12 protein-coding genes are annotated in these 21257 nt (G+C 34.6%); 7 read left to right on the top strand and 5 right to left on the bottom strand.

The window, feature by feature from the left end; all coding sequences use genetic code 11:
- Positions 1-3: 3 nt before the first annotated feature.
- The 3 genes from pgmB to NBRC110019_RS02480 form a co-directional block, all read right to left on the bottom strand.
- Positions 4-669, bottom strand: coding sequence for a beta-phosphoglucomutase (gene pgmB, locus NBRC110019_RS02490; protein WP_281752011.1), 666 nt, complete (start codon positions 667-669; stop codon positions 4-6).
- A 2-nt stretch (positions 670-671) separates the two neighbouring features.
- Positions 672-2114 carry an MFS transporter gene (locus tag NBRC110019_RS02485; RefSeq protein ID WP_281752009.1) on the bottom strand — a complete coding sequence of 481 codons (1443 nt, stop codon included), beginning with the start codon at positions 2112-2114 and terminating at the stop codon, positions 672-674.
- Between the two features lie 184 nt (positions 2115-2298).
- Positions 2299-3324 (bottom strand): LacI family DNA-binding transcriptional regulator, encoded by a 1026-nt coding sequence (locus NBRC110019_RS02480; protein WP_281752007.1) that lies wholly within the window; start codon positions 3322-3324, stop codon positions 2299-2301.
- 222 nt (positions 3325-3546) lie between these two features.
- On the opposite strand from NBRC110019_RS02480, the gene NBRC110019_RS02475 reads away from it, so the two are divergent.
- The 5 genes from NBRC110019_RS02475 to NBRC110019_RS02455 all read left to right on the top strand — a co-directional run bounded on the left by NBRC110019_RS02475 (position 3547) and on the right by NBRC110019_RS02455 (position 12994).
- Complete coding sequence (locus tag NBRC110019_RS02475) at positions 3547-6471, top strand: SusC/RagA family TonB-linked outer membrane protein (RefSeq protein ID WP_281752005.1); 2925 nt, start codon at positions 3547-3549, stop codon at positions 6469-6471.
- A gap of 11 nt (positions 6472-6482) precedes the next feature.
- Positions 6483-8102, top strand: coding sequence for a RagB/SusD family nutrient uptake outer membrane protein (locus NBRC110019_RS02470; protein ID WP_281752003.1), 1620 nt, complete (start codon positions 6483-6485; stop codon positions 8100-8102).
- Positions 8103-8113: 11 nt separating this feature from the next.
- A complete protein-coding gene (locus NBRC110019_RS02465) occupies positions 8114-9142 on the top strand; it encodes a SusE domain-containing protein (RefSeq protein WP_281752000.1) in 1029 nt (342 codons plus the stop codon).
- 61 nt (positions 9143-9203) lie between these two features.
- Complete coding sequence (locus NBRC110019_RS02460; protein ID WP_281751998.1) at positions 9204-12011, top strand: alpha-amylase family glycosyl hydrolase; 2808 nt, start codon at positions 9204-9206, stop codon at positions 12009-12011.
- Positions 12012-12142: 131 nt separating this feature from the next.
- On the top strand, positions 12143-12994 hold the full coding sequence (locus NBRC110019_RS02455; protein WP_281751996.1) for a hypothetical protein: 852 nt from the start codon (positions 12143-12145) through the stop codon (positions 12992-12994).
- Here NBRC110019_RS02455 and NBRC110019_RS02450 read toward each other — a convergent pair.
- Positions 12991-16695, bottom strand: coding sequence for a metallophosphoesterase (locus NBRC110019_RS02450; RefSeq protein ID WP_281751994.1), 3705 nt, complete (start codon positions 16693-16695; stop codon positions 12991-12993). The genes NBRC110019_RS02455 and NBRC110019_RS02450 overlap by 4 nt on opposite strands.
- Before the next feature lie 50 nt (positions 16696-16745).
- Here NBRC110019_RS02450 and NBRC110019_RS02445 point away from each other — a divergent pair, with 50 nt between their 5' ends.
- A complete protein-coding gene (locus NBRC110019_RS02445) occupies positions 16746-17954 on the top strand; it encodes a Pycsar system effector family protein (RefSeq protein ID WP_281751992.1) in 1209 nt (402 codons plus the stop codon).
- Here NBRC110019_RS02445 and NBRC110019_RS02440 read toward each other — a convergent pair.
- Positions 17951-20341 (bottom strand): GAF domain-containing protein, encoded by a 2391-nt coding sequence (locus tag NBRC110019_RS02440; protein ID WP_281751990.1) that lies wholly within the window; start codon positions 20339-20341, stop codon positions 17951-17953. The genes NBRC110019_RS02445 and NBRC110019_RS02440 overlap by 4 nt on opposite strands.
- A gap of 128 nt (positions 20342-20469) precedes the next feature.
- Here NBRC110019_RS02440 and NBRC110019_RS02435 point away from each other — a divergent pair, with 128 nt between their 5' ends.
- Positions 20470-21249 (top strand): DUF3050 domain-containing protein, encoded by a 780-nt coding sequence (locus tag NBRC110019_RS02435; RefSeq protein ID WP_281751989.1) that lies wholly within the window; start codon positions 20470-20472, stop codon positions 21247-21249.
- Positions 21250-21257 lie beyond the last annotated feature (8 nt).

Genomic DNA, 21257 nt, shown 5'->3' with positions numbered 1-21257 from the left:
TTATTATGTATTTGTTGTTGTTGTTTGTGTCTCTATAAAACTTAACTCAATCTCAGTAAATTCACCAAAAACATACGCTGCTTCTGTTAATATATCTTTACTTCCTAAACCTATTGATAACATCCCTGCATTATTAGCCGCTTCAATACCCGCTTCAGAATCTTCAAAAACCACACAATCTGTAGCTGCTACATTAAGAGCTTTAGCTGCTACCGTAAATACCTCAGGGTCTGGCTTTGCTTTTGTTACGCTATTACCATCTACAATCGTATCAAACAAATCATAAATTCCAACATGCTTTAAGATACCCGGTGCATTTTTACTAGCAGAACCTAAGGCAACAGGGTACCCTTTTGCTTTAGCCTCCCTAATAAAACTTTCCACTCCTGGCAATATATCCTCAGAAGTCATTTTATCAACATAAGTAAGATAATCGGCATTTTTATTTGCTGCCATTTCATCAAATTTTTCAGGAGAAACCGTTGCCCCTGCCCATCCTAAAATTTTGTTTAACGAATCTACTCGGCTAACCCCTTTTAATTTTTCATTAAGTTCTTCGGTAAGTTCAAAACCTACTTCTTCTGCCGCTTTTTTCCATGCTAAAAAATGAAATTTAGCAGTATCTACAATTACCCCGTCAAGGTCAAAAATGAGTCCTAAATTTTTCATAATTATTCTGATTGATCGATTGAATAGGCTATTGCCTTTTTGTTTGTAATAAGTAAGTTGAATAAACCGGCTACAATTAAACTTATACCAGCTACAATCATTGCATTAATGGTTTTATCTCCAATAAGTTTGTACACAAAATTTACACCCCCTAAGGCAGCAACAATTTGCGGTATTACAATAAACATATTGAAAAGCCCCATAAACATTCCCATTTTAGTAGGATCTATTGAGCTTGAAAGCATTGCATAAGGCATAGACAAAATACTACCCCATGAAATACCTACTAGAACAAAGCAAATAGCCAGCGAAATAAAATCGTCACAGAAGTACATTCCGATAAAACCTAGTCCGCCAAGTATTAATGAAACTAAATGAGTATATTTTCTGTTTAATTTGAATCTTGCAGAATAAAAAGTTAGTAACAAAGCAAACGCCATAGAAGATAATCCGTACACACCCATAGCAGACCCTACCTCATCGGCAGCTGTATTATACGCTTTATCTTTGGTTGTATACGTTGCTTCTTTTTCAGCATCTAGAAACATTACCCTTTTATCTTCACCTTCACCTTTGTGAACTATACTACCTTCGGCATCTAATTGCGCATATAACTTAACATCAGGTTTCGGAGCATCATAAATATGTTCTGTTAATGCAGGTGTAGCCAAGCTCCACATGGTAAAAAACGCAAACCAGCTAAAAAATTGGATAACCCCTAATTTTCTCATGGTTTTTGGCATATTAGCCACGTTTTCAGTAATATCCTTAATAAAATTACTTTTCTTCTCCTTTTTCTCTTTTAAGAAAGCCTCCATATCCTCAGGCGGATATTCTTCTGTAGTAAAAATGGTATACAGAATACTTAGGATAAATACAAAAGCTCCAATAGCAAACGCTATTCTCACAGATTGCGGAACCACACCTGCCGGTGCTTCATTACTTACTCCTAACTGATTAATTAACCAAGGAAGGTTACTTGCAACCCACGTACCTATACCAATAATTAATGTTTGTACAACAAACCCATAAGAACGTTGAGACTCATGTAGCTTATCTGCTACTAATGCTCTAAACGGCTCCATACTAATGTTAATACAAGCATCTATAACCCATAGAAAACCGGCTGCCATCCATAATGCAGAAGAATGTGGCGCAAAAAATAGTGCAAGCGAGCTTAATACAGCTCCTATTAAAAAATATGGTTTTCTCCTTCCCAATTTAGGGTGCCAGGTCCTATCACTTAAATACCCGATAATAGGCTGAACAATTAAACCTGTTAGGGGAGCTGCTATCCATAATAATGGAATTTCATCCTCACTTGCCCCAAGTGTTTGGAAAATTCTTGACATAAAGCCACCTTGCAAGGCATATCCAAACTGAATACCCAAAAAGCCAAAGCTCATGTTCCAGATCTCCCAAAAGGAAAGTAAACGCTTTTTCATTCTATCTATGAAAATTGTTTTACAGAAGGTAATCTGTATGCGACCAAAGCACGCAGAAGACTATCGTAAAAATTATTAAATATTACGATAAGCGCTTTGCTTATCAAAACTTACTATAGGTGAGAAATGAAATATATTAAGTTTCGATGGCGTAAAGATAGAACTTTTTTCTCAATGCGAAATGTTAAGAAATCTTTTTTGTTGATTCTCTTATAGTTAAGCTAGATTTTACTACTTCAGTACGGTAATATTCATCTTCATCTACTTCCTCCAGCTTGTCTATCAACATCTCAGCTGCGTGTTCGCCCATTTCTACTCCGTGCTGATTTATAGTTGACATTCTAGGGAAAGAATTTTTAGAAAGTATACCGTCGGTAAACCCGATTATTGAGATATCCTCCGGAATTTTATACCCTCGTATTTGCGCTTCTCTCATAGCGGTTACTGCAAAAGATTCGTTTACTCCAAAAATTGCATCAAACTCCTGCGTTTCAAATAATGCGGCAATGGGCTCTTCACAATTTTCGGTATCCTCTATCTTTACTATAAGATTCTGCTCTATTTTCATACCTGCATCTTCAAGAGCATTTATATACCCTTGCGTACGGAGTTTACCAACACTCACATAATCAACAGTAGTAATAAGTGCAATACGTTTACACCCTGTATCTATTAGATAATTAACTGCACGGTAGGTTCCTTGTGCATCATCTATAACAACCTTATCACAATAGATTTCTTCTGCTACCCTATCAAATAACACTAAAGGCATTCCTTGATTTATAGCTTCTTTTAAATGGTGGAAGTCTTTTTTATTTTGAGTTTCTTTTGATAATGACATAATAAAACCATCAATACTACCGCTAGCTAACATCTCCATATTAATCACCTCTTTATCGAAAGACTCATCAGATAAACATACAATTACGTTATAACCACGTTTGTTGGCTACTTTTTCTACCCCACTTACTACAGTGGTAAAAAAGTGGTGTACAATTTCGGGTATAATGACTCCTATATTCTTAGTTTTTCTGTTTTTTAAGCTTAGCGCAATATTATTTGGCTTATAGTTATACAGTTTAGCAAACGCCTGAATTTTCTCACGAGTTTCTAGTCCAATATCTGAACTATCTCGCAATGCTTTTGATACCGTTGCAATAGAAACATCCATCTCTTTTGCTATCTGTTTTAAGGTAAGCTTTCTTCTCATATTATATAATTATCAAAAATATATATCTTCTTTTGAAACATCAATATTTAATCATAGTTCAAATTTAATTATGTTAAATTTAAGAAAGTTTTCAACACTCAATCGTTTAAGTAAGGTTTCGTACGCGTACGTACCTTAATTAGGTTATTTTTTTACATAAATTTAACATCGAGAAATGAAATATATCTTTTTAAACAACAAATGAATTTAACACACAATTGTATGAACACATTACAAAAATACATGTTATTTCTGTTGTTTTGTATCCCAATTACATTTTGGGCGCAAACAACAGTTAGCGGTGTGGTTACCGAAAATGCTACAGGCATGCCAATTCCAGGGGCTAATGTAGTTATTAAAGGTACCTCCACAGGTACAACAACTGATTTTGATGGAAAATATCAAATTACAGCCAGCGAAAACGATGTAATTGAATTTTCGTATATCGGATTCGTTACCCAAAGTATTACCTTTAGCGGTAATACTACTATTAATATTTCATTAGTAGAAGACACACAACAACTAGATGAAGTTGTAGTTATTGGTTATGGTACCGTTAAGAAAAAAGACGCTACCGGTACTGTTGACCAAATTAGTACAGAAGACTTTAACCAAGGACCTGTTGTTACAGCCGGACAGTTAGTTACTGGTAAAATAGCAGGTGTTAACGTAACATCAAGCGGTGGTGCTCCAGGTGCTAGTCAAACCATAAGAATTAGAGGTGTTGGTTCTCTATCACTTACGAGTAATCCTTTATTTGTAGTTGACGGTGTACCAATTGCCGATGGTACTTCGGGTGGGTCTCGTAACCCATTAGACTTTATTAACCCTAATGATATTGAAACAATGACCGTTTTAAAAGATGCTTCGGCAACTGCTATCTATGGTTCACGTGCAGCAAACGGGGTTATTATGATTACTACTAAAAAGGGAAAAGGAGATTTGAAGTTTAACTTTACTACTTCTATGAATATTTCTGATCCTTACAAAAAAATTGATGTAATGAGTGCTGATCAATTCAGAGCTTTAATTAATGAGGTTGGTAATACTTCTCAAATTGCTTTGTTAGGAGATGCTAATACAGATTGGCAAGATGAAATTTATAGAACAGCCGTAAGTAATAACAGTAGTTTTACTGTTTCTGGGACTTACAAAGACTTTATGCCTTTTAGAGCATCTATCGGATACTCTGACCAGAGTGGTATCTTAGACCGTGATAACTTTAAAAGAACTACTGCTTCTTTAAATCTTCGTCCACGTTTTTTAGACAACAGCCTTCGTCTTGATTTGAATGCAAGAGGAATGTATACAGAAAATACATTTGCTAATAATGGCGCTATTGGAGCTGCAGTAGATTTTGACCCTACGCAATCAGTTTATGATGAAAATTCTCCATATTCAGGATATTACTCTTGGTTAAATTCAGACGGATATCAAAATAGTTTAGCTCCTACAAACCCAGTTGCTTTAATTAACCTTCAAGATGACACTTCTGAAGTAAGAAGATTTATAGGTAATGCTAAAATTGACTATGATTTACCATTCTTAACCGATTTAACAGCTACTCTAAACCTTGCTTATGATTATTCTAATAGTAATGGTAGAGTAATCACATCTGAGTTAATGCCTAATTCTAGTGCCAATGACGATTACAACGGTGCATATACAAATTATAGTAATGAGACTATAAACAAGTTATTCGATTTCTACGTGACTTATAACAAAGAAATTGGTAAACAATCAATTTCTGCTATGCTTGGTCACTCTTACCAATCTTTCACTTATTTTAAATATGGTTACAACAGTGAAACAGAAGAACAAGGAAATATTGAAGGTGCTTATACAGATGACCCGTCTAAAAATGTTTTAATGTCTTTCTTTGGTAGAGCAAACTATAACTATAACGATAAATATTTGGCTACAGCTACCTTGAGAGCTGATGCTTCTTCTAAATTAAATCCGGATGACAGATGGGGATATTTTCCTTCATTCTCTTTAGCATGGAACTTAAATAACGAAGATTTCCTTAAAGACTCTAAAACTATCAATCAATTAAAATTAAGAGTTGGTTATGGTGAAGTAGGTAACGTAAATGGTTTAAACGATTATTTATTCTTAACAAAATATAACGTAAGTCAAAGCGGTGCTTATTACCAAATAGGCAGTGGGAACTACATGGCTACTTACAGACCACAAGAAATTAATGAAGATTTAAAATGGGAAGTTGGTAAAACGTTAAACATTGGTATTGACTATGGTTTCTTTGACAATAGAGTTTCAGGATCTATCAATGCATATGTTAAGAAAACATCTGACTTAATTAGTAATATTCCAGTGGATCCATTTACTAACTTTGGAGATTCAATCGATGCAAACGTTGGTGATATGGAAAACAAAGGGGTTGAACTTGAAATAAACTACCTAGCTGTTCAAACAGAAAATTTTGAATGGAATATTGGTTATAACATTGCTTATAACGATAATGAAATCACCAATCTTCCTGCTAGTTTCCCTACTGGAGGAATTAACGGAGGTACAGGTAATAAAATACAATATCAGGAAGAAGGTTATTCTCCGTTTGCTTTTTATGTGTACCAACAAGTATATAATCAAGATGGAAAACCAATTGAGGGTGCTTATGTAGACCGTAATCACGATGGTCAATTAAACGATTCAGATAAGTACCTTTATAAAGATCCATTTGCAGATGTAACTATGGGCTTAAATACAAGTATTAAATATAAAAACTTTGACTTAGCCATAGTAACAAGAGCTAGCTTAGGTAATTATGTTTATAACAACAACGCATCTAGTAGAGCGTATTTAAACAGAGCTACAGCTAATAGTATTTTAAGTAACTTAACTACTGATTACTATGATCACGCATTTGTAGAAAGCTCTGAAGGAAACCTAATGAGTGATTACTTTGTTAAAAATGCTTCATTCTTTAAAGTAGACAATATATCATTAGGATATACCTTTACTAAATTTGTTAAAGATTCTAGCTTAAAACTTTACGGCTCTGTACAAAACGTAGCTACCATTACAGAATATGATGGATTAGACCCTGAAGTATACGGAGGAATTGATAATGGTTTATATCCAAGACCACGTATCTATATGTTAGGGTTAAACTTAAATTTCTAAAAAAATTCAACATGAAATATCTATATAAATTATCATACTTAGTAGTATTTGCTGTAATGTTTACAGCATGTATGGATGATTTGGATCAATCTCCAACAGATCCAGATGTTTTTACGGAAGAAGACGTTTTTGCTAGTGCAGATGAAGCAAAAAGCGCTTTAGCCAAATTATATGCAGGGTTTGCTTTAACAGGTCAAACCGGACCAGCAGGTGATCCAGATATCACAAATCTTGATGAAGGAGCTTCTCAATTTACGCGTTTGTTATTTGTTCTAAACGAATTACCTACAGACGAAGCTGTTAATGGATGGGGTGACGCAGGTGTGCCTAACTTCCATCAAATGGACTGGTCTGCAGGAAATGACTTTTTAGAAGCTATGTACTATCGTTTAGCTCTTGAGGTTTCTTACTGTAACTCATTTATTGATAATGCTACTGCTCTTAATAGTGATACAGATGTACAATACTATATTGCAGAAGCACGTTTCTTAAGAGCTTATGCATACTCGTATCTAATGGACTTCTTTGGTAATGTGCCTATTGTTACAAGTGTTAGTACAGATTTACCTATGCAAAGCACTCGTGAAGAAATATTCACATTTGTAGAAGCTGAACTATTAGAGGTTCAGGATTTATTACCTGATAGTGGCGCTACAGAATATGGTAGAGTAGATAAAGTTGCTGCATGGGCATTATTATCTAGAATATACTTAAATGCTGAAACTTGGATTGGAGAAAACAGATATTCTGATTGTGTTACTTATTCTGAAATGGTTATTTCTTCTTCTTACCAAATCAATACAACTGACGCAAATGGCAATGGGAATGCTTATGATGAATTATTCTTAGCTGATAATGATTCTAATGGAGCTCAAAATGAGTTTATTTTTACAGCTAATTTTGATGGTATAAATTCTACTACCTACGGTGGGTCTACTTATCTGGTATTCGCTGCAATTGGTGGTGACATGGTAGCTTCTGAATACGGAGTTAATGGTGGATGGGCTGGTAACAGAGTTACTAAATCATTGGTTGAAAAATTTAATGATGCTATCACTGCTAGTGATTCTGATGGCTATCCAACTGCTTGGTCCGACTCCAGAGCTATGTTCTATACTGAAGGACAAAACTATGAGATTGAAACTATTTCAAATACATTTACTGATGGATATGCTAATGTTAAGTTTAAAAACATTAAAAGTGACGGAAGCACAGGAAACGATGTTAACCAAACATTTGTAGATACTGACGTACCATTGATAAGAGTTGCTGAAATATATCTTAATTATGCTGAAGCAGTTTTAAGAGGTGGAGGCGGTAGCAACACAAACGCTGTTACTTACATTAACGAATTAAGAGAAAGAGCATATGGTAATTCTTCTAATAATATTAACGCTACCAATTTAAATCTTGACTTTGTTCTCGATGAAAGAGCTAGAGAATTACAATGGGAAGGATTTAGAAGAACCGATCTTATAAGATACGGATACTTTACTTCTAGCACTTATTTATGGCCATTTAAAGGTGGGGCAGCAAATGGTGTAGGAATTAGCAGCTATAGAGTATTATACCCAATACCTACTAGCATTTTAACAGTAAATCCTAACATGACACAAAACTCAGGATATTAATACAGAATCTTATGAAGAATTTATATAAAATAGTAATAGGAGTATTTGCGATATTCCTATCTACCACAGCTTGTGACGATGACAAGGATATTGTAGTATTAGATAGTGAAAATGCTTCTATTGAACTAACTTCTACTCAAAGTGAGTTGGAACTTATAGAAGAAATTGCAAGTTATGACATTGTTACTTTTAACTGGACAGATCCTGACGTAGGTTTTGATGCTTCTCTTGACTATACTATTTATGTAGATGTTAGTGACAATGATTTTGCCAGCGCTGTTACCTTGTCTGCAGGTACTAGTAAAACCTATACAATGGTTACTGAAGATTTAAACTCTATACTAGTGAATACTTTTGAGCTTACTACTGAGGAAGCTGTTAGTATTGATGTAAAAGTTGAGGGTTCATTAAGTGCCTATACTGACCCAATTGTTTCAAATACAACTACTTTAACTGTAACACCATATAGTACAGAAATGGATCTTTCTACTACTTGGGGAGTTGTTGGTTCTGCTACTACTAATGGATGGGATGGACCAGACTTACCTTTCTGGCAGACTGGCACAGACAACGTTTATGTAGCGTATGTTACTTTAGCTGATGGTGAAATTAAGTTTAGAGAAAATAACGAATGGACTAACAACTATGGTGATACCGGTGTAGATGGTACACTTGACAGCGGTGGAGATAACATTGCTGTAACTGCAGGTTCTTACAAAATTACCATAAACCTAAACGACCTTACCTATACTATGGAAACCTATACTTGGGGACTTGTAGGTAGTGCTACCACTAATGGATGGAATGGCCCTGATATGGTAATGGAATATGACGGAACCATTGATGCCTGGACAATTACGGCTACTCTTGTAGATGGTGAAATTAAGTTTAGACTTAATAACGATTGGGGATTGAATTATGGTGATTCCGGTGCCGATGGTACTCTTGATAATGGAGGTGATAACATTGCAGTGTCTGCAGGAACCTACCTTATTACCATGTACCTTACTAATGGAACATATACTATTGATACACCATAAATAGATATTTATACATAAAAAGGCTGTCTTAAGACAGCCTTTTTTACTAAAATAACATCCTATGAAAAAAATTATTACATTATTACTTTCCTTGTTTGCTATATCGGCATGGGCACAGGTAACTACGGTTCCTTCTCCACCCGAAGCAGATCAGGCAGTTACTATTTATTTTGATACATCTGGTACAGGTTTAAGTAGTTACTCAGGAACCATTTATGCCCATATGGGAGTTACTGTAGACGGTAACATCTGGCAAAATGTTATTGGTAGTTGGGGTAATAACACTACACAACCTTCACTAACTTTTGTATCGGGTACAACGTATTCGTTAGAAATTACTCCAGATTTATATACCTATTTCGGGGTATCCACCTCCAGCACCATAAGTCAAATTTCAATGGTTTTAAGAAGTGCTGATGGAACCCAACAAACCTCACCCGATATTTTTATTGAAGTAGGAGGTTTTCAAATGACTACGCTATCTCCTGATGAAGATAGTAATACTGTGGTTACTTCTGGAGGTACATTACCAATTTCAGCTACTACATCATTAGCCGCTAATTGGGTGCTTACCAAAAATGGCACTTCTGTGGCTACCGAATCAAACACAACAAGCTTTTCAAACAACCAAACTATTACAGGGGACTCTTCTTTTGAACTTACCGCAACAAGTGTAAGTACTTCTGAAGTAATTACAAAAACGTTCTCTGCTATTACCACACCTACAGTTACTACTCAGGCAATACCATCAGGAATTGTTCAGGGTATTAACTATGATGATAACGACCCTGCTAAAGTGACCTTGGCATTATATGCACCGCTTAAAAACTACGTACATGTTATTGGTAGTTTTAACAACTGGCAAATATCTAATGCGTATTTAATGCATAGAGACACCAGTGATTCTGACTTATATTGGATTGAAATTACTGGGTTAACAGCAGGTGAAGCATATACTTTCCAATACCTCACAGATGATGCAATTAAAGTTGCAGACCCTTACTCTTCGTTGGTCTTATCACCAGATGACGATCCGTATATTGATAGTTCTATTTATCCTAGTATGCCCTCGTACCCTGATGGACAAGAATTTTGTGTTTCCGTGATACAAACCAATCAGACAGATTATAACTGGCAGGTTGCTAACTTTGATCGTCCTGACAAAGAAGACTTAATTATTTATGAATTATTAATTCGTGATTTCAACAGTACTCAAACATGGACATCTTTAAGTAACCAAATTAGTTACTTTACTAATTTAAATGTGAATGCTATTGAAATTATGCCGGTAATGGAATTTGAAGGTAATATTTCATGGGGTTATAATACGGCATTTCACTGTGCTTTAGACAAAATTTATGGCCCTGCAGATACGATGAAAGAATTTATTGATCTGTGTCACCAAAACGATATAGCAGTTATTTTAGATGTGGCATTAAACCATGTTTACGGAAGATCTCCACTAGTAAGAATGTGGATGGACGACACTGATGGTGACGGATATGGAACCCCTTCAGCTGCTAACCCTTACTTAAATGAAGAAGCCATGCACTCGTATAGTGTTGGGTACGACTTAAACCATCAATCTACGGCTACTCAATACTATGTACAACGTACAGTTGAGCATTGGATTAATGAGTTCCATATAGATGGATTCCGTTGGGACTTAACCAAAGGGTTTACTAATAATTGTACTTCTAGTGATGAGAGCTGCACCAACGCTTATCAAGCGGATAGAGTTGCTATCTTAAAACAATATGCCGATTATCAATGGGCACTTGATCCTGACTTCTATGTTATCTTTGAGCATTTAGGTACGGATACAGAACAAGTAGAATGGACCGATTACCGTATTAATGAAGATAAAGGTATTATGGTTTGGGGTAAATATACTGACCCATACAACCAAAATACTATGGGATATGCTTCTGATAGCAATTTTAACGGAATGGATTTTGAAAATCACGGATATTCAAAACCTCGTTTAGTTGGGTATGCAGAAAGCCATGATGAGGAACGTATGATGTTTAAAAATACCGCCTATGGTAATGCGTCAGGTTCTTATAATGTACAAACTACTGCTACAGGTTTAGAACGTATGAAAACCTTAGGAGCCGTTCTATTTACTATTCCAGGTCCTAAAATGTTTTGGCAGTTTGGTGAGCTAGGATACGATTATAGTATTAACTACTGTGAAGATGGCTCTACTAGTAATAATTGCCGTACCAATCCAAAACCTATACCTATGGAAATTGGATACGATACAGACGCTGATAGACAAGCGGTATACGATACATGGGCTGACATGATTCATTTAAGATTAACCGAAGAAGTTTTTGATACCGAAACATTCACCATTACATCAAATCAAGGCACGTTATTACCTAAAATACACATTTGGAATGATGACCTTACCACTGCCGATTTAAAAGACGTTGTTGTGTTGGCTAATTTTAACGTTACTTCACATAACGTTACGCCAGGTTTCCCGTATACAGGAACTTGGTATGACTTACTAGATGGCAGCACATTAAACGTTACCTCTACCGGAACAGACTTTACTATAAATCTAGCTCCTGGAGAATATAGAATATATGGTAATCAGCAAGCAGGATTAGCTACTGAAACCTTCGAAAAAAATAATATGGTTAAGCTGTATCCTAATCCGGCAAATAATTATTTCAGTTTGTCTACTGATGCAACCAGTGTTCAGATTTTTAATACTAACGGACAACTTCTTGGAGATTATAAAGAATCATATCAGGCCAATTATAAATTTGATATAACAAGTCTAAAACAAGGGTTTTATATTATAAAAGTTAAAGGAACTAACGGTTCATACAATAGCTTTAAGTTGTTTAAAAATTAAGTTTGTATTAATTTGTTTAGTTGTGAGACCACCCATTGGGTGGTCTCCTTTTTTATAACTGCATCACGTTAAAGATTCTTAAACTCTCTTTAGAAATAAATACAAATGATATATTGCAACAAACTACTGCCATGAAACAATTATTTACATTTTTAGGCTTTCTAATATTAATCAGTTGTTCTAATTACGGACAATTAACTACCCTAACTAAACTTTCTAAAAAGCTAAAAGAGAACTCAGGCTTGGCAATCACAAAATCTGAAAATCTTTGGTTTATTGAAGATTCCGGTAATAAAAATAATATTTACAAGGTAGCCAATGACGGGGATATTAAAACTTCTATAGAAATCACCAATGCACAAAATGTAGATTGGGAAGAACTAACTTCTGATAACAAAGGCAATATTTACATAGGCGATTTTGGGAACAATGCAAACAAACGTGATAACTTAGCCATTTACATTATTTCGAATCCTGATGATATTAAATCGGATAAAACAAAGGCGCAAAAAATAACATTTCATTATGAAGATCAGCAGGACTTTCCTCCAAAAAAAGATGAACTCTTCTACGATTGCGAGGCCTTCTTTTATTTAAATAATAACTTATATTTATTCACAAAAGATAGAAGTCACCCCTATCAAGGAATGTGTAACATGTACCGTATACCTGCCCAACCCGGGGATTATGAAGCCAAGCTTATAGATTCTTATCATTTTGGAGACACCTATACTATTGGAAGTATAACCGCTGCAGATATTTCACCTGATAAAAGTACAATAGCTTTGCTAACCCACAAGCATGTATACCTGTTTAGTAACTATAGCGGTAACAACTTCTTCTCAGGAAAACTAACCACAATTAATATGAACAATAATTCACAAAAGGAGTCTATAGCATTTAAAGATCAACACACCTTACTTATAAGTGATGAAGCCTCTAAAAAGAAACACCCTAAACTATATGAACTTAAAATTCCTTAAAACTTAAACCCAAAAGCAAATGAAAAACGTGGACCATCGTCTGAGGTAAATAGCATAACATCTGTATTCACAGAGTCTAAGATGTTTATCCACATTCCGCCTCCGTACGAATGTTGCCATTTATTAGCTGTATCATTCTTTATCCAAACACGTCCGTAATCTATCCCTGCAAAAACACCTACTCTTAGTGGTAAGAAGCTTGTTTTAATATCCTTTAGGCTATAACGTACATCTTCATTAAAAACCAAGCTATTTCTACCCGTAAAACGTTGATTTCTGTATCCTCTTAATCCGGTATTACCTCCTAAATTAGCTGCCTGATAGAACTCAAAACCATCACCAAAATTTACATGGGTACCCGCAGAAGATTTCAACACCAAACGTTTACTTCTAGAAATAGGATTATAAAACGATACACTCGATTTTAAATACCCGAAGTTACGATCAAAATCTTCTAAATTTCCAGTAAAACCAGTGGTTAAATTAAACGCCATTCCTCTACCTGGCGTTAACTTATCATCATAACTTTCAAAGTTATAACTTCCTTCTAAAGTAGAAAAATACTCCCAGTCAAAAAATCGATTTGACGCATCAAAAGTATCTATAAAACGTCCTTCCGACTTATGTACTTCAGCACCATTAAACATGACCTTTAATGCAAAATCGCTACCGTAATTAGACCTGCGAACCAAGCCGGCATAAGCTGTTAAAAATCGCATTTTAATACGGTTATAATCCATTCCGGATTCATCGTCATAATTAGGAGTATCGCTACCGTACCCAAAAAAGTTTTGAGCAAAATTATCGCTGGTCATGCGCCCACCAAATTGCAAATTGGTTTTATCAAATATCTTAGCTACCTCGCCATCATAAATCAATTGAAACCCGTCGGTTGCAAAGTAATAACCCGCTGTTATAGTATGTTTATAAGTAAATGGATTACGTTCAAATCCAAAATTGGTAATGGTTGCCTTAATACCTAAACTCACCCCATCGTCAGGGTTAAAACCAACAGCCGGTAAAAATGTACCCGATGTATATTTATCTTTCTTATAATTGAATAGATTTATCTCATAATCATCGGTTAGCTCAAAATTCGCTCCACCTTTTTCTTTAATAGTATTTTTCTTGGACTTATGGTCATATACAATAATGTCCTTACCATTTTCAATTTTATAAATATCATTATTCTGCCCCCCAACAATCCTAATTTTTATTGGGTGCTTTCCTTCCCCTTTTATTTCAAAAACATCATCTTCATCCAACCCGTAAATCCATATCTCTTTAGTCTCACTTGCATAAAACTTTTTATCTACCATTTTCTTTTTCTTCTTACCATCAATATTTCGGTAAATTTTTATAGTAGTTTCGCCATCTCCACTTCTGTTTATTTCAAAAATATCATCCTTATCAGTTCCCTTTAAAATCACCAATTTACTAAGTACCTCATAGTACCTGTTGGCTATATCGGTAAGGTTACCTCTTCTTTTTTTAAGTGTTTCCTTAACCCCTTCTAACTGCTTTGTCTGCACCTCAACCGGAAACTCTTTAAAAGCTTTATCAATTACATCATCTGTTAAATGCTTTTGAATATATTCTGCTTCCTTCTTAAAACCACTACGGGTATAATTCTGTAATAGAATCTTATCCATAGCAATAGGTTCTTTATTAAACCACTCTAAATCATACAAATTATCACCATACATCTGAAGCATTTTAGCCGCTGTAATCATGGTTCTAGCTGAACCTAATAATTTACCGTCATAATTAGAAAACACTTGATCGCGATCTCTGGGAATAGGCTTATACACCACCCCACCATCTTCTTTATCAAACTGCGCCCATCTCCATTGGTCTTCGTGCCTGTCCCAGTCTCCCAACAACATATCAAACAATCTGGCTCTTATATAAGATTCCTCATCCAAGCTATACTTTTCATCTTTTCGTAAGTTTTCGAACAATTTATCGGTACTATCTATATCATCGGGTCTTCCAAAACTATATAAGTCCTTAAATTCATCCATGGGACGTTCCTCTATCATATAAAGTTCACCTCCATATTCCTCATTATATTTTCCCAATGCTTTTTGTTTAGGGATATAATATAATTTAGGGTTGGTATGGTATACATCTACTGCATCAGACAAGGTGCCCACTACAAAAGATGCATAAGGGTGCGCCGCAGTATAAAAGTCTTTTAAAATACGCTCAGGCAATGTGTTTTCAAGATCGTCTTCCATATAAGTATCCTTAAATGCTACAGCTTGTAAAAACTGAGTAGCACTCTTCTCAAGCGCTCGCATATTGTATTCTCTGCCTTGCTTATCTACCAGTCGTAACGTTTTAGATTGGTGTCCACCTCCCATGCGTACTGGCGTTAACCCTCCTAATAACGTATCTAAGTCCACCGTTTTTGCCTTTACTTTAGTACCATAAACATCTCTATAATGTTTCCCTAGTAAGTCTTCATACAATTCGGTTTTATCAGTATCATCTGTTTTATAGACAGATGCACTAATGGTTTCAGGAAAAACCTTAGGCAAACTATCCATTTTAAAAATGCGTTCCGGTTTATGAATTTCACTTTGAAACAGTAACTCTGCTCCATCTCCTTTTGCTCCGTAATAACGTACCCAAGATGAGCCATCATCAAAGACATCTAAAATTGCAAAACCCTGTTTGCCATAAGTAAAGTGTGCAAAATTTGAGATTTTTGTAGCAGACGTTTTAGAACCAGCTCCCGATACAATTTGTGGAATATCTTCATCTCTGGAATATTGCAGAGAGTGTTCGTGCCCCGATACAAAAATGATTCTGTCAGAATTTCTTGCAAGGGTAATTAACCTATCGGCCATTTGTTTGTAACGTCCATTGATTCGATCCTGAATAGATATTCCGCCAGACTTTCTTACCAAGGTAATTAAACTTGCCACAACAGGCATTGGTACCTTAGTTTGAAACGGAAACAAATGTTTTTCTGCAGCAAACTGCCCGCCATGTGGTCCATTTGTATATAAAGGATGGTGAATTGCAAAAATAATTGTCTTTTCCTGATTATCTTTTAAAGCATCTTCTACCTCTAAAAACAACTTCTGTCTGGTTTTAATATCGCACTTATCGTTAATCCCCGGATTCTTATCCCAATCTTCCAAAAACCATTGAGAATCCATTATAACTAACTGAATATCATTTGATATAGCTATCTGCGTTAGTCCGCAACCATCTTTCGGGAAAAAAGTTTGTTTTTGCTTATCTTTAAGTTTCTTATTTAAATATTTTTCCTCACGTTCCAATCCTTTAACACCCTCGCTATAATATTCGTGATTTCCCGGAATAAAAATAATTTCCCCCGGAAAACCTTCCAATGCATTTACCTGTGCATCCAAACGATATTCTGCAAGTTCACGATTAGGGCTATCCTTTTTTGGCATCCCTTTAGGGTATAAATTGTCTCCTAAAAACAACACATAATCTTGATTAGAAATGGTATCCAAAACCGATTTCATAGCCTTTAATCCTAAAGTAGTTTCTCCGTAAGGTGCATTGCCTGCATCGCCAATTAAGAAAAAACGTTTCTCCACAGTTTTCTCTGTAGGATAAGAAACAGTAGTATTCTCCTCTAGAAATTGTGCTTTGTATGTTGCACAACCGTTAAATAATATTAAAAGAAAGATAAAAACAAGGTAACTTTTTACTCTCATGGACAATCGTATGTTTTTTTTTGTAATTTGGGTTAAAATTTTTACTAAAAATGGATAATCAACTGATTACTAAAATTGAGGAATACACCACTAATCTTTTAACTAATGAGTTGAATGAAACTTTTTTATATCACACCCTTCGTCATACTCAACAGGTAGTTAAAGGTACTAAAGTATTGGTTGAAAAATGTGAAATAAATGATAAAGAGCGTAAAAATTTAATTATAGCCGCCTTTTTTCATGATACCGGGTATACTAAAGGCGGAGAAAATCATGAAGAAAAAAGTTGCAATATAGCCAGAGAATTTTTAGCTAAAGAGAAGTATCCCAAGAACCAAATAGAAGAAGTTTGTAAACTAATTATGTCTACTAAGTATACATATGATCCGCAAACCACTGCTGAAATGATTATACGAGATGCCGACTCTTCTCATTTTGGTGATGAAAATTATCCTGAAATAACCGAGTTTCTTAGAAAAGAACTTATTTTAAGAGATATAAAACAATTTTCTATAGAAGAATGGCGTAGCGAAAATATTACTTTATTAACTACTAAGCACCGTTATTATACCGACTGTGCTAAGAGTTTGTGGCAAGAACAAAAAGAAAAAAACATTAAATCTTTACTCAAAAAAGATAAAAAAGATAAGAAGAGCATTCAGAAAGAAAAGCTTAAAGTTCAATTGAAGAATGAAAGTCCAGAGAGAGGTATACAAACCATGTACAGAGTGGCTCTTAAAAACCATATGGAGCTAAGTGCTATTGCCGATTCTAAAGCTAATATTTTATTATCGGTTAATGCTATTATTATTTCACTGGCATTATCAAGTATTTTCCCAAAACTAGACAATCCTTACAACAAATATCTAGTTATACCTACGGCTATATTTATACTTTTTAGTGTTATTTCAATGGCATTATCAGTGCTGGCTACTAGGCCAAATGTAACTCAGGGTGAGTTTACAAAAAAAGATGTAGAAAACCGAAAAGTGAACTTACTCTTCTTTGGTAACTTTCATAAAATGAAGCTTGCCGATTACGAATGGGCAGTTGGTGAATTGGTTAAAGACAAAGATTATTTATATAAAAGTCTCACTAGAGATTTATACTTCTTAGGTCTTGTTTTACATCGAAAATATAAAATTTTGAGACTTACATACACCATCTTCATTATTGGTATTGTAATCTCGGTAATTGCCTTTGGTATTGCGTATAATTTATATGGAAATGTAAGACAACTTTCAGACTTGGCTCACTAACCAAGTCTAAAAGTTTTTATGGTTTCTTTAGTTTTTATATCAGACAATTCGTTAAGCGTAAAGTATTGGTTTAAACGATCTTTACTCGTATATAAAAGCTCTACACGAATAGCTTTAAGACCACTAACTCCTTGAAGTGATTCTAACTCTACAATTTCTACATTTTCAGAAATATACTTTTGTACTTGAAGTAACTTCACATAACGCATGTACTCATGCTCATCTTTCTTAGATCCATAAACAATCGCCATTTTACCTTCTTGTGTAACTCTTTCGTTAGTCCCTTTTATTAAGGACTTATCCAATCGTTTTTTAATAACCTCGTAACGAGCATTGTAGGTTCCGTCTACATCAAACTTATGTTCATCTAATCTAAAACGAATTGAAATGGTTGTACTATGAACTAAAATTAACGAAGCCGCCTTCATTTTAAAAGCCAACTCTGGTTGCAAACGATAAAACTCATTTTCCATATCGCACATTACCTGCAATTGCCACAACCTTAAATTATTGAGATATAACTCACTAAATTTCTTATCGTTAGCAATTGATTTTCCTATATACATCGTATGCTCAACACCATCTGTCTTATAACGCTCAAAATAGTGTGGAAACATTTTTTGTGCCTCTACCTGCTTCTCATCAATAATAGAAGCCATGACTTTATTAATAGTACCTATAGAGGTATCATAATCTCTACGATACTTATATACTACTCCATTCTCATTTAAAGTGTCATGGTAGTTTCTTACTAACTCATTAAGATTACTGCTAAGTACTTCTAAATGCTCTAAAACAGGATCAATTTCCTCTTGAAGGAAATCTAAAATAACCTGCTCACTATCGTTATGATACTCTTCTCGCAACCCACTTATAAATGTTTTGATTCGATACTTTATCTCGTCATAAATAGGCAACGACTCTTGTTTAGCAACCTCATCAAAAATTTTATTCAGTAAATTTAGCTGTATCAATAAATCTTTCTTGGTACTCTCATTTCTGGATACCGAAGAATCTTTGATATCAATTTGCCCATATAACGGAAAAACATCTTCAAATACAATCTCCTGAAAACTTGTAGACTTTCCGGCAGATACGTCTCTTAAGAAACGTTTTGCTTCTTTCTCAAATTTCCAAAAAACACTTTCGTGAATAGAGGTACATTCTTGTTGTATAATAACCTCTATAAGGTTCTTATCTTCTGCCTCAGATCTTAAAATAGTAACTACCAAATACGGTATAACATCATCTAGCTTATTGGCATTAATGGTATTTAATTCAATTATTCTTGGAGAACCTATTTCTATAGTCCCTAATAACTTACCATCATTAGAAATAGGAGCCAAAATAGCACTCTTAACACCTCCGTCTAGCAACGTTTTAAAGGGCCCTACATTAGGTCGTTCTGCATAAGCTTTTGGGATGTTGCTAACAGCATAGTACTTATTTCTAACAACAATAGCATCGTATGCTTCATCACATAAAGCAGAATGACAGTCATAATGATTGTCCTCACAAACAATCATACTCTTTACGCCATCAAACGGAAGTTTCTCAAAACTCTGATCTTCTTCGTTATACAAAGTAAAGCCAAGCTTGATATCAGGAATACCAAACATCGATTTAAAGATTTCTTTAAAGTTATTAGCAAATAACTTATTACTCTTGTCTAAGGCTAAAAGGTTGGTTTTTAACTCAGATATGGCATTATCTAAGGTTACATCAAACATGTTTGAAATTACAAATCCTTTTCCTATATAACTTTCTCTCGGAAAATACTTCTTCCAAACCTCTATATCATCATAATTATTCAACAACTCACTAATCATATCTTCCGTTAACATGATTGCTTTATCGGTTGGTTGAATATCTATAAAATCTCCATTATACGTAATTCTATAATTACGCATAATACCATTCTTATCAGGTATATCATAATACAGTGGCCTTGCAAGATCTACATTAACCTTGTAATAAGATTTTAAGATAGCACAACATCCAAAAATATATTTGTCAACTTCAAACATATTACGAATTTCCAGTTCAAATCCAGGACCGGCATATTCCAAAATACTATTAAATCTATCGGAAGAATAAAGTACAACCTCTTGTAAAGGTGTTGCAGCTATTTTCATTTCGTTACTACTTAAAGTAGGTGCGAAAATATCTCTTAAAACTACATTTAAAGGTTCTTTAAGTTCTTCTAGCAAAGCTATATCATCAAATCCGTCTTTTAAAATCGGGTATTTCTTTGCTATATCAACAATGTACTTAGCCTTGTACGCTGTATAATCGTCTTCACTATTCAACAAGTTTTCATAGTGCAAAAACAACTTTTCACAACTAATTAAAAACTTAAACGGCATGTTCTGTTCTAATCTCTTCATAGCCCTGCAAATATAACCATTATCATTGTCACCTTTTATTTATTTGTACTAATAGTTAGTCGTTAAAAAATCTTTAAAATTACATATCCGCCTATATATTATTCTAATTTTGCGAAAATTTTTAACACATGACTTCTACACTACAAGAATCAATCTTACCATTCAGAAAAATATTATTAAATCATAAGTTATATAAAAAAATCCAGAATCCTGACGACCTGAAGGTTTTTTTAGAACATCACGTATATGCTGTATGGGATTTTATGAGCTTATTAAAATCTCTGCAACAACAACTTACCTGTACAACTACACCTTGGATTCCTTATGAAAATCCTGAGACCCGATATTTAATTAATGAAATTGTACTTGCCGAGGAAACTGATATTAACAAAGAAGGACAAAGGCAAAGTCATTACGAAATGTATTTAGATGCCATGATTGAGTGTGGTGCAAATACTACTACTATTAAAGCATTTTTAGCAACTATAGCAAAAAATGACACTCCTATTGAAACACTTATTTCAGAAAGTAACTTAGAAGATAGTATTAAAGCCTTCTTACAATTTACTTTCCGTGTCATAAAAGAAGGAAAACCTCATAAAATAGCTGCTGCTTTTACCTTTGGAAGAGAAGACCTAATACCAGATATGTTTACAGCCATTCTGAAAGAAATGCAACAACACTTCCCTGAATTAAATATTGAAAAGCTGGTATATTACTTCGACAGACATATTGAGTTAGACGAAGAGGAGCATGGACCAATGGCACTACAAATGGTAAGTGAACTTTGTGGTACAGATGAACAAAAGTGGCAGGAAGCAACCGATATTTCTATTGAAGCTCTGAAATACCGCATTCACTTATGGGATGGTATTTTTGAAACAATCACCCAAAAAGAAATAGCATAATAATCATA

Origin of the sequence: Neptunitalea chrysea (genome assembly GCF_027924145.1) — a bacterium.
GTDB classification, from domain to species: Bacteria; Bacteroidota; Bacteroidia; order Flavobacteriales; family Flavobacteriaceae; genus Neptunitalea; species Neptunitalea chrysea.
Note: the sequence above shows the minus strand (reverse complement) of the source record. Positions and strands in the feature narration are given on the sequence as shown.